Raw genomic sequence first — 11718 nt, 5'->3', positions numbered from 1 at the left:
AAGGTGTGCTAATGGACTCGAGCATCATTCAAAATGCGTTTGAGCAACGTTCTACTCTCTCTGCATCTGATTTGGCTGAATTACGACCTGTTATCGATCAGGCACTTTCATTGATGGACAAAGGGGTTTTGCGTTCCGCTGATATTAAGGATGGGACTTGGGTTGTCAATGCGCTCGTTAAGCAAGTCATCCTTTTGAACTTCTTGGCTACCCCGTCCAAGGTTATGGAGGGGGCGTTTTGCATCTCAAGGGCGTTTGATAAGTTTTCACTGAAGTTCGACTCTTGGACGGCTGAGGATTTTTTAAAGTTTCAAATAAGAGTTGTACCAGGTGCGGTTGTCCGGTACGGCGCTTACATTGCTTCCGGAGTTGTTTTGATGCCGTGCTTCGTCAATGTAGGTGCATCTATTGGCGAAAAAACTATGATTGATACATGGGCAACTGTAGGTTCCTGTGCTCAGGTTGGAAGCGGTTGTCATATTTCCGGTGGCGCAGGAATTGGTGGCGTGCTCGAACCGCTCAATGCATCGCCGGTTATCATTGAAGATAATGTTTTTGTTGGTGCTAGAAGTGAAGTCGCCGAAGGGGTCATTGTTCGCCGGGGTGCGGTGATCGGTATGGGAGTATTCCTCAGTGCATCCACACCGATCATTGATCGGGCATCGGGTCGTGTGTTTTATGGCGAAGTTCCAGAGGATGCAGTAGTTATTTCTGGGAGTCGAGTTGACCCGGCTAATCCTGCCATTTCAATCTATGCCGCAGTCATCGTCAAATACGCTGACCAAAAGACACGAGGGAAAACGGCACTTAATAACCTTGTGCGAGGAATTCTGAATTGAAGCTGCCGAATGCTTTCGACCGCTTACGAGGACTCCTTTCTGATCTGACGCCTCCCCAGAGCCTAGATCCGATACATCTGCATTTGGGCGAGTACAAAGCCCAGTTGCCTGCTGAGTTGCTGATGGCGTTGTCGCACGCGGACGGCTGGCTCCGGTATCCGCCGTTAGGTGGGACTGAGGATTTAAGGAGTGCCTACCTAGGTTGGCTCATACGTCGGTTTTCCGCTTCTGTTAGTGACTTGGATGTGGAACCTGCACCAGGGGCAAAGCAGGCCATCGCTATTACCATTGCCCAAGCGGTCTCTCGAGCCAGGAGGAGGGGTATAGCTGATCCTGTCGTGCTACTTCCCAATCCATTTTACCCCACTTATCACGCAGCGTGCGCGGCGGTTGATGTGCGTATAGAGTGGTATTTGCCAGATAGTGTAGGCTCCGTCAGGCCCATCGAAAGGGCGCTGCGAAAGGTTGGAGGAGATGTCTGCGCGGTTGTGGTTTGTAATCCTGGAAACCCTTCTGGCTGTTGTTTGACGAAAGATGCACTTATTTCATTATCACAGCGCTCACTCGTGGGAGGTGCAACTGTGATCATTGACGAGTGCTACATCGAGTCTTTTTTTGATCACGTACCAGCAGGCTTCCTGTCAGTAGTTGGTACGTTTGATGGGGGGGCGGATTTTTTGGTTCTCCATAGCCTCTCAAAGCGCTCAGGTGCCGCTGGACTTCGTAGCGCTTTCGTTACGGGCTCGCCGAAGATTGTCCGTGAATACGCTGGCTACAATCGAACCTGCGGTGTTTCGATCCCCGCGCCGATTTGTACAATCTCAGCTGTTTTGTGGAGGGATCAGGTCCACGTCGACAGGATGCGTTCTACATTGAACAGGAACTGGCTACTAGCAGATGAGTATTTGGGCAGCCTAAAGCAGTATTCGCGCTCACAGGCAGGGCTCTTCATCTGGATATCAGTTGCTGATGATGAGACTGTTTGTCGCCGTCTATGGAAGCAGTACGCTGTAATGGCCATGCCTGGTCGCTATTTGTCCGCTGTTGACGATCAAGGTTTTGATCCAGGTGCCAATTTCATCCGCATTGCGCTGGTTCATGAAGAACCCATGATGCGTGCCGCGCTGGTGCGTTTGCGCCAGGCTCTTTAGAACTACCGCAATCCCGCCAGCTTGGTAGATCTCAAGGCCTTCAAAAACCAAGTGCTCACCCTGATCATGCGGATCGAGCATTGTAACCGTCCAGCCAGCACGCTTTCCTGACACCATCGCCCTTACGGCAGGGAACAAGTAGGTGAGTTCGCCGGATGGTTTGTAATTGTTAAAATTCCCGGACACGCCGTTGAGTTGTAAGCGTCCAGCGAAGGCACCTATCCGATCCGAACGATAAGGGCGATGTTCTCTACCTAAAAATTCGCGGACACCATCACCCATATTGTCAGGATTACCATGCGCCAAAGAACGTCCTATCCCAAATCCTTTAAAGCCCAAGTCGTCCAACGCCACGCTTGAACAACGTGTCGCCGGCGATCAACAGCTTGGCGTTCTTGAACCAGAACGACATCGACCCCGGCGTATGACCCGGCGTGTGTAACGCCACACCGCATCCACAGGCCAGCTCTTCGTCGTCTGCCAGCCAGCGATCTGGCGAAGGCACCGGCACATAGGGCACCCGAAACACCTGACATTGCGTTTCCAGGTTGTCCCACAAAAATTGATCTTCTTTGTGCAGGTGAAGCGTCGCCCCGGTCTTCTCCTTCAACTGCCCCGACGCCAGAAAGTGATCCAGATGCGCATGGGTATGAATGATGCTCACCACCTTCAACCCATGAGCTTCGAGCCGGGCGAGGATCAGCTCATGGTTGCCGCCTGGATCGACCACAATCGCCTGTTTGGTGACGGGATCGCCAATGATCGTGCAGTTGCACTGCAAAGGGCCGACGGGGAAGGTTTCGCGGATGAGGGTAGGTTTGGGGGTTTGCATAAAGACCAGGACCGAAGGAATGTGGCGCCCTGGCAATGCCGGGCATGGGCGATGAGCCAAGGGTCCCGCGAAATCCGTCGTCATTCAACCCGCAAACGGTTCATACACCCTACCGACTCTTCAACAACACCTTCACCGCCTGCATCACGGTCACGTTCGCCGCTTCCATTTTTCCGACATGCTCCAGGGTCTTTTCCAACTCGCCTTGTGCGTGGGCATCGATGGCGGGCTGGCCGCTGCTGTGGACGAGTTGGTGCGGGACCTCAAGGCGGCGGAATTCGGCGGTGCGTGGCTGGGTCGGGTCTTGTTGTTCGTAGTACCACTGGCCGAACAGGCATTCGGTTTCGTCGGGCAGGATCAGTGGTTCGGGGCGAGGGTTGAGCAGGCGGTCGTAGACGGCGACCTTCAGGGTGAGCTCTTCCATGTTGGCCAGTTCAACCCTGGACAGCAGATGCGACCGGTCGATTTCGCGCTGCATGGTCTGCGCTTCGTCGTACATGCCGGCCATGGCCCGGGTGGTTTTGTCGATGACCGCCGAGAAGGCGCCGGACGCCTCCATGACCCGCGACTGCTCCTGCAAATGGGTGATCTGCTCACGATTGTCGATGGCTGAACGGGCAACGTTGTCGGCGCGCTGGTGGTTGACCTTGAGCTGACTGTTCAGGGCAGAAAATGACTCGCTCACGTGGGAAAGCGAATTACCACACGTCAGCAGGTTGTCTGACAGGCCACGGTAAAAATCGCGGTGGCGCTGGTCGTCCTCTCGCAACGCTCGCAGTTCGCGAAGTGAAGACGCTATTTCGTCTGGCGTCGGTCCGCTGGGCGTTATAAGAGCTATTGGCGCATCGGGTAAGACTGTTGTTTTTCCGCCAAACGAAATTCATCCCCATCCTCCTGCACCCGGCAATCGCGGGCGAAAGCGCGGAAACTACGGGCCGGGCACACGCGGGGAAAGAACCAATGGTGCGATAAACGCGCAGACCGCCGTTACGGTACGAGCATGCTCAACAGCACGAGGGCCAGCAGCCCGATGTACACCCGTGCATGCAGTTGATCCGGGATGCGTCCTACCCACCGAGTCGCCAGGCGCATGCCGAACCACGCGCCAATGGTCAGCACGGCAAACGCGATGATATCGACGTAGCCGACATGGCCAGCCCCCAACCCCGTAGCACTCGACGTACCGGCGAGCATATAGACCGCCGTGCCGACCATCGCAACGGGCAGGCTCAGCGGATTGGCCATGGCGGTCGCCTGCGTCATGCTCAGCCCGCGTCGACGCAGCAGCGGAACGGTCATGACGCTACCGCCCACGCCCAGAAAGGTCGCGATGGCGCCGATGACGATGCCGCCAAATCCCGTTACCCAGCGATTGGGCGATGTGGGCTCACCGTCAGTCGTGGAGATAATGAATCCACGTCGGAACAGGCAATCGGCAATCGTGATAGCCAGATAAACGACGAAGCCGACACGCAGCACTGTCCCGCTGACAACGCTGGCAGCCATCGCGCCGAGCAGCGAGCCGACCCCGATGAACCCGGCGAGCGGCCAGAGCCACGCCCGGAGCAGCGTCCCGGCCCGCGCAGATCGGCGGGTACTCAAGGCTGCGTTGACGATCATTACACACGTCGAGGTTGCCACGGCCACATGCATCGCAGCCTGCTCCGCCAATGCGCCGCCCGCTCCGCTCTTCAACACGCCGTACAGCACAGGCACGACCACAAACCCGCCGCCAAACCCGAACAGCACGGTGGTCATGCCCGACAAGCCACCGAACAACACCAATAGCACATACGTCATCGCGATCCATCCTCACAACCCAGAGGCGAGAACCATAGGCAGTTTTCCCTCGACGAACTTGAGCATTCGAGCCAATGATGTTTGCGTTTCGGCCAGACGCTAGAAGTGATCCGTCATGCGCAATACCTCCATCGACACCCTGGACAACACACCTCGCCCGGTCATCGCAATCGGCACTGATTACCCGGACGGCTACCTGTTGCGCCGTCATCAGCATCGGCGTGCGCAATTGCTGTACGGCTCGACCGGCGTGATGAAGGTCAGCACCAGACAAGGCGACTGGGTGGTGCCGCCGCAACAGGCCGTGTGGATTCCCCCGCAGGTCGAACATGAAGTGCTGATGCTCGGTGTCAGCACGCGCAGCCTCTATATAGAGCCGTCAGCCGTGCCTGTTTCGCGCTCGTCATCTGAGGTGATCAGTGTGTCGCCACTGTTGAGGCAACTGTTGATAGAAGCCGTCGAGATGCCGCTGGCATACGAGGAACAGGGTCGCGACGGCGTGTTGGTGACGCTGGCGCTGCTTGAGATCGGCCATGCCCAGGCGCTGCCGTTGCATATACCCCTGCCCGCAGACCCGCGATTACTGGCTCGTTGCCAGGCGTTTCTGCAGCGACCGGATATTCATCAATCTCCGCTGGACTGGGCGCAAGACTTGTTTGTCAGCGAGCGTTCGTTCAGCCGGTTGTTCCGCGAGCAGGCACAGATGAGTTTCGGCCAATGGCGCCAGCGTGCCTGTGTGGTGCTGGCCCTGTCCCGCCTTTCTTCGGGGGAGCCCATTACGCGAATTGCGCTCGATCTGGGGTACGAAAGCCCGGCAGCGTTTTCCACCATGTTTCGCCGCCTGACTGGACGCACGCCCAGCCATTTTTCGAACAACGCGGCGACAGCGGGCAGTCGTTGACGGCCCCACAGAAAACGCCTGCTGACCGAGGCTTTTTTCAAAATTTGTGGCTACAGTTTTCCGGTTGGGCTTCGCTTGGTAAGGATAATCAGGGTCAATCGGAAGCCCTCGGGCATTTAATTTTTGTATCTGTCTTTCGTGGCATTCGAGCAGTGCTGGCTAACTCCTTGTTTGGTCAGAACAAAAGCCGAAAACCTCTCATTGCACGCACAGATTCCGTTCATATATTTTTCAAAAAACCACTCATATACTGGCATTGCGCAACCATTGGAATGGATGGCGTTCGGGATGATAAGACGTCGGCTCGATGACCCTCGCACGGCAGCCCAGACCTGACGCGTATAGAGCACGCCCCATGATAAGAAAAATCGCCGTTTCCGATCTGACACTGGGCATGTACATCCATGAGTTCTGCCGCCCTCGAATCAACGATCCCTTCTGGACCACCCATGTCGAGCGCGAATTGCGCGATGAGGCGGTGCTAAGGCGCATTCAGGCATCCACCCGCGAAGTGTGGATCGATACCCGGCTGGGCAGAGGTCCAGACGGGACACATTCACCGCAACTCGATAGCGCGGCCTCGCGCCCGGACACCGATACATCCCCTGCCACGATGGAGAAAGAGCTGGCGCGCGCGAAGCTGATCTGTGGTCGCGCGAAAACGGCAGTCATGACCATGTTCAGCGACGCGCGCATGGGACGCTCCATGAACACCGAAGACGTCGATCTGCTCGTCGAGGAAATCTCGACATCGGTGATGCGCCACCCTCACGCCTTGATCAGCCTCTCGCGCCTGAAAACCTCCGACGAATACACGTACATGCACTCGGTCGCGGTCTGCGCGCTGATGGTGGCGCTTGCCCGGCAAATGGAGCTGGATGAAGAGCTGGTGCGTGAGGCTGGCGTCGCCGGGCTGATGCACGATGTCGGCAAGATGATGATTCCTCCTGCGATCCTCAATAAGCCCGATCGCCTGACATTCGAAGAATACGAGGCCATGAAGCATCACCCGCAAGCCGGGCTCAAGATTCTTCAAGGCAGCCAGCAAGTCACCCAGACCGTGATGGATGTGTGCCTGCATCATCATGAAAAGGTCGACGGCAGCGGATATCCCTACGGCCTCAAGGGCGAAGAAATCAGCGTGTTCGCCAGGATGGGCGCCATCTGTGACGTGTACGACGCAGTGACTTCCGATCGCCCCTACAAAAAGGGCTGGGACGCGGCCCGGTCCATCCGCGAAATGGCCTCGTGGAAAGGCCACTTCGACGAGAAGATCTTCCAGCACTTCGTCAAAACCGTGGGCATCTATCCGGTGGGGGCATTGGTCCGACTGAAAAGTGAGCGTCTGGGCGTGGTCATCGAGCAAGGCGAAAAATCGTTGCTGCACCCCAAGGTCAAAGTATTTCTGTCGACCCGAACCAAGATCGCGTTCCAGCCGGAAGTCGTCAATCTCGCCGACCCGATTGAACCCGATACCATCGTCAAATACGAGTTGGCAGAAGAGTGGGGCGTGCGGGACGTGGATAACCTGTGGGCGGTCAGTACGGCAAGTTGATCACTTCCCGTGTCCAGGGTTGGCACGGGATGACGGCGGGCCGACCTGACTCACCCACGACGCAACGGCACAATGCCCACCCGCATGCCAAAAGGCTTGAACACTGCATTGAGCGTCTGGAGCGTGGGGTTGCCTTCGTCCTGTTCGATCTGGCGCAACGTGCGCAGTGAGATCTTGCACATCCCCGCGAATTGTTCCTGCCGCAATCCCGTGACCTCGTTACGCAGCCGTTTGACAGCGGTGCCGATACTGATCGTCCCTGCCGATAACTGCTCCTTCAACTCATCGAGAATGATCCCGCGCTGACGAATCTCGTCCATCATGCGAGCCCCCAGGCCCGAAAGGTCGGGTGCAAACGGGTCAAGGCAATTCGTGGGTGCTTGAAGGTCTTCTGCGGTAATCCCCCCTCGCTCAGCAGGTCCGGAAGCGCAAGCAGGCGTCGCGCGTCAGCCTTGAGCCCCTCAAACAGTTGATCCGGGTCCGCCCATGGCGCCAAGGAACGGCACGCGGCCAGCCAATCTACCTCGCCAGCGCGCTCAATCGGATCAGGCCATTTGGTCGTACGGGTCACGCCCTCCTCGTCCATGACCATGGGTGCAAGATCGTAGATCGGAGCCAGTACCAAACGCTTTTCATCACGCAATATCGAGGTATTGCGACCGTGGTTATCGCTGTTCCCCAGAACCTGATTGATCAGATCGCGGCGCAGGTATTCGGCAACGAGTGCCGGGATTTCATCGTCCTGACCATTGCTTGACCAAGCATTTGCCAGAACAGTGATGGCCTGAACGTGGGACATGTAGCTGCCCGGCCGGGTGATGTCCGCTAGCGAATACACCGACTCTACGCCCAGTCTGCGGACACCCTGAGCAGTCACCCTGCGATCAAAGCGCTTCATCCACAGGCTTGGTTTTCTGGCCTCCTCCAGACTCATCCCGTCGCACGAGACGACGTCGACGCCAATCAGCTCCAAGGCTTGGTAGTAACAAAACTCACTTCTGAGGATCGTGCGATCCGTCTCATTACCCTTGTTCCGGGAAAACTTCACAAACCAGTGCTGGTGGACGTTCTCGTCGGCCAGCGTAGCGTCGGGATGCATCAAACCGTCGGCATCTTCAGCGAGCAACAGCTTGGGCGCCTCGCCGCCAGCCCCCGTCGCACCACCTACCGCAGCGCCTTGTTCATAGGCGTACTCCAGAAAACGGCTGTCACGGGTCACCACTTCGTTTCGATCGAAACCGATGCTATTTCCCGTTGCTAGCGCCTCTAGAGACTCTTTGATCCTGAGGTGTCCAACCGGAGCAGGCGTGCAACGCTCAAGCAGTATCAGATCTGCCGAGGTGTGGTTCCTTTCCGGAATCGCCAGTCGTGCCAACAGAAATCTGCGGGCCGCCCCAGCGGGCAGAATATCCAACAGGAATGCGGGCAGACCTGGCGTTCGGTACAAATCCCAAGACAAGGGAATTCTGGCGCTGACAGATTGGCCGGTGGAACTCCCTAACGCATTCAGGTGATCGACCAGGTAGTGTTGGTCATACGCAAAGCTACAAGGACTGTTCTGACCCAGTTCCGGTTTTTCGAACTCCAGGTGCATGACATCCCGCCAAGAGCCAGAGGTATAAAGCTGTAAGGTCAAGCGCATGGCGGTCATTCGGCAATTTAATGCCTAAACCATAGATCGATACGTCTAAAAAGGCAATTTAATGCCGAAAACAACGCCAGAAACACAATAATCGGTATTTAAGTGCCGATTTAAACAGTCCTGAATAACCCCAGCTCCTGGGCCTTGGCAACCGCCTGAGTCCGGCGCTCGACCCCCAATTTGCTGTTGATATGGCTCGCGTGGGTCTTGACGGTGTGCAGGGAGATGAAGAGCCGTTCGCTGATCTCCTGGTTCGAACACCCCTGGGCGATAAGTTGCAGCACGCCGAGTTCGCGGGCGCTGAGTGAGTCGTTGCTGTGGCAGGCTGAAGACTCACTGACGTCGCGCACGCATGGCATGTCTTTGCCAGTGCCAGGCGGCAGTTGACTGAGCAGGTACCCGACGAGTCGGCACGCAGGGCGTTTGAGCAGTTGCTCTCGCAGCCAGTCCGGGTATTTGCGGATCAGGCTCAGAAACGGCAGAACTGCGCCGCCGGTTGCGGCCTGAAAGCTGCGCTCAAGCAGGCGTTGGGCCTTGGGACGGTCGCCCATGTCCAGCGCCAGCACAATGTGCTGATTCATAGCGTTCAACCCCAACAGTCCGGCGCCCATGTGCTGTGCGCACTCTTCCAGTTGGGTCAGGCGCTGAACGGATTGCTCGGTTCGACCTTGAATCGTGTCGAGCATCGCACTCAGCAACTCGATGTGTTGCGGCATTTGCGGAAGGCACTCCGGCGCCGCTGCGGGATGATCGCCGCCGTAGGTTTGCCCGAGACGCAGCAACCAGGCATCCGCCAGATCGATACGGCCCTGTGCCAGCCAAAGCTCGCACTTGGCGAGGGTGATCATCGCCAGGTAATACACTGGCGGCACGTCCCAGATATGCATCAGTCGCTCGGCCTCGGCGAGCTCGGCGAAGGCTTGCGCAAAGCGCCCTTCCCGACCTTCAAGCCCTGCAATCACGCAGTGGCCGATCAACACGCTTATGTCGCGACAGGCACGGGCCTCGGCCAGACCGGCGTTCAGTCGCGCGCGCCCGGCATCGGGCTGCAACAGCTGCACAAGCAAATAACCCTCGTACAGCGTCAGTCGCGCGCGCACTGCGTACAAGCGCTGTGAAGAAAGTCCGTTCAAACGGCGCAGCCCTTGGCGCACCTCATCAAGGGAGCGCAGGGCTTCGCCTCTGGCGTGCAGCGTTCGTGCGCGGTCGTAATGCGCCAGCGCTTCGAACAACGGATTGGCGACACGCTGCGCCAGCTCCAGCGCCTCTCTGTTCAATGCCCGCGCGCGCCACAGGTCGCCTTCGGCAATCGCCAGGTTCGCCAGCGTCGACAGGCACAGCAGCCGCTGTCCATAACGCTTTTGTGGAAGACTCGCCAGCGCCTCACTGCAGTAGCGGTGGGCCGTTTCGCTGTCGCCTCGACCTCTGGCGATGATGCCGCTGAGCGCCAGCCACTGGGCGAGCATGGATTTTTGCGCCGTGGCGGACGGGGCGGGCAGGAAACGGCTGAGGTGATTGCCCAGTTCTTCGGCGGCGTCCAGTTGACAGGCCAGCCCCAGCGCCCAGGCATACAGCACGATCAGCCGCGGCGTGCTGACCAGCAGGCTGTCAGGCAGGTCCATTTTCCAACGCAGCAACATGCCGACGTTTTGCTCGGCGAGCAGTTGCTCTTCAGAAAGGTTTTGCACGAGATTGGCCGCCACATCCAGGTGACCGGCGCGCAACGCCTGCTCGATCGCCTCATCCAGCAGGCCCTGCTCGCTGAACCAGCGGCAAGCGTTCAAATGCAATCGCCGTTGTTGCGGCGCAACGCTGGTGCCCGCGCGCGCGCGCAGCAGATCGGAGAATAAATGGTGATAACGGAACCAGCGCCCACTCTCGTCCAATGGCACGAGGAATACCTGATGCGCTTGCAAAAAATTCAGCATCTCGGCGCTGTCATGACTGTCGCGGGCTGCGTTGCACAGCGCACTGCAGAATCGCTCCAGACAGGCCGTTTCATAGAGGAACGCTTGAACATCGGCAGGCAGGCAATCGATGACTTCTTCAAGCAGGTAGTCACGGATCAACCCTTCGCCGCCGTTGAGTTCCTGGGTCAGCGTGTTGCTGCCTGCTTCGGCCGCGGCCAGCAGCCAGAAGCGCAAACCGGCCACCCAGCCCTCGCTGCGTTGGAGCAACGTGTGCAGCGCTTCCTCGGTGAGGGAACTGCTGTGCTGGTCCAGTACGGCCAGGGACTCGTCGTCAGTCAGGCGAAGGTCTTGCTCGGACAGCTCCAGCAACTGACGCGACAAGCGCAGGCGTGCCAGGTGCCAGTCCGGCCGCTGACGGCTGGTGACCATGACGATCATGCCGGCAGGCAAATGATTGAGCAGAAATTGCAGGCAGCGGTCGAGCACCGGACCTTGCACGAGGTGATAGTCGTCGAGCACCAGGAGCAGCGGCTTGCTCAACATCAGGTGCATGCCCAGTTCGTCCAGCAGGCTGTCGAGCCACTCTTCAAAGGCAAAGGGCTGATGCCGCTGACGCATCTTCAGCAGGCCAAGTGCCTGGCCGCCGAGTTGGGGGAAGAATTGTTGAAGGCCGGACAACAGACGCTCAAGAAAACGCCCCGGATCACTGTCGCGCTGACTCAGCCCCAGCCAAAGGTTTTGCCATTGATCGGGCAGGCTCTGACAAAACTCCACGGCCAGCGAGCTCTTGCCGAAGCCGGCAGGCGCACTGATGAGCAACAGGCGGCCAGACAATCCCGCACTCAGCCGCTCGCACAGTCGCGGTCGGGCGACATAGCCTTCGGGAAGGGGTGGGCGGAAGAAACGTCCTTCCAACGCAGTGACTGCGTGATTTGCGAATCCTTGCAAACGCGACAGATCAGTCATGGCCGGCTCTTGTTAGAAGTGCTTGTTATTCGGCGTTCAGATGTCGGGAGACTAGCGGCTAAGTCAGCGCTTTTGAAGATTGTTAGACGAAAGACTGTAAGAAAACATATCCAATCAACAGG

The 11718-nt window shown here is 57.8% G+C and carries 9 protein-coding genes and 1 pseudogene; 4 read left to right on the top strand and 6 right to left on the bottom strand.

The annotated features are described in order from the left end of the window. Positions 1-11 precede the first annotated feature (11 nt). Together AB4N84_RS14935 and AB4N84_RS14930 are read left to right on the top strand one after the other, a co-directional pair. Positions 12-839 (top strand): 2,3,4,5-tetrahydropyridine-2,6-dicarboxylate N-succinyltransferase, encoded by an 828-nt coding sequence (locus AB4N84_RS14935; RefSeq protein WP_460046895.1) that lies wholly within the window; start codon positions 12-14, stop codon positions 837-839. Between the two features lie 122 nt (positions 840-961). Further along, positions 962-1990, top strand: coding sequence for a pyridoxal phosphate-dependent aminotransferase (locus tag AB4N84_RS14930; protein ID WP_460047030.1), 1029 nt, complete (start codon positions 962-964; stop codon positions 1988-1990). A 331-nt stretch (positions 1991-2321) separates the two neighbouring features. Here the strand turns inward: AB4N84_RS14930 and AB4N84_RS14925 are convergent. The 3 genes and pseudogenes from AB4N84_RS14925 to AB4N84_RS14915 all read right to left on the bottom strand — a co-directional run. Beyond that, positions 2322-2822: pseudogene (locus tag AB4N84_RS14925) on the bottom strand (MBL fold metallo-hydrolase); the annotation flags it as partial. A 109-nt stretch (positions 2823-2931) separates the two neighbouring features. Beyond that, positions 2932-3507, bottom strand: coding sequence for a CZB domain-containing protein (locus tag AB4N84_RS14920; protein WP_460046893.1), 576 nt, complete (start codon positions 3505-3507; stop codon positions 2932-2934). 302 nt (positions 3508-3809) lie between these two features. Beyond that, the gene (locus tag AB4N84_RS14915; protein ID WP_460046892.1) at positions 3810-4622 is read right to left on the bottom strand and encodes a sulfite exporter TauE/SafE family protein; all 813 of its coding nucleotides are present in this window, start codon (positions 4620-4622) and stop codon (positions 3810-3812) included. Positions 4623-4737: 115 nt separating this feature from the next. On the opposite strand from AB4N84_RS14915, the gene AB4N84_RS14910 reads away from it, so the two are divergent. Both AB4N84_RS14910 and AB4N84_RS14905 read left to right on the top strand, forming a co-directional pair. After that, positions 4738-5523: an AraC family transcriptional regulator gene (locus AB4N84_RS14910; RefSeq protein WP_460046891.1), complete on the top strand. Its 786-nt coding sequence runs from the start codon at positions 4738-4740 to the stop codon at positions 5521-5523. 355 nt (positions 5524-5878) lie between these two features. Continuing rightward, positions 5879-7078 carry an HD-GYP domain-containing protein gene (locus AB4N84_RS14905; RefSeq protein WP_460046888.1) on the top strand — a complete coding sequence of 400 codons (1200 nt, stop codon included), beginning with the start codon at positions 5879-5881 and terminating at the stop codon, positions 7076-7078. Between the two features lie 50 nt (positions 7079-7128). Here AB4N84_RS14905 and AB4N84_RS14900 read toward each other — a convergent pair whose 3' ends face one another. The 3 genes from AB4N84_RS14900 to AB4N84_RS14890 all read right to left on the bottom strand — a co-directional run bounded on the left by AB4N84_RS14900 (position 7129) and on the right by AB4N84_RS14890 (position 11596). Further along, a complete protein-coding gene (locus AB4N84_RS14900) occupies positions 7129-7401 on the bottom strand; it encodes a helix-turn-helix domain-containing protein (protein ID WP_425262227.1) in 273 nt (90 codons plus the stop codon). Continuing rightward, positions 7398-8672, bottom strand: coding sequence for a type II toxin-antitoxin system HipA family toxin (locus tag AB4N84_RS14895; protein WP_460046887.1), 1275 nt, complete (start codon positions 8670-8672; stop codon positions 7398-7400). Before AB4N84_RS14895 ends, AB4N84_RS14900 begins: the two co-directional genes overlap by 4 nt. 158 nt (positions 8673-8830) lie before the next feature. Next, a complete protein-coding gene (locus tag AB4N84_RS14890; RefSeq protein ID WP_460046886.1) occupies positions 8831-11596 on the bottom strand; it encodes a LuxR C-terminal-related transcriptional regulator in 2766 nt (921 codons plus the stop codon). Between the last annotated feature and the right edge of the window lie 122 nt (positions 11597-11718).

The organism is Pseudomonas sp. S2_H01 (assembly GCF_054668305.1).
This window is presented reverse-complemented; position numbering and strand designations above follow the sequence as displayed.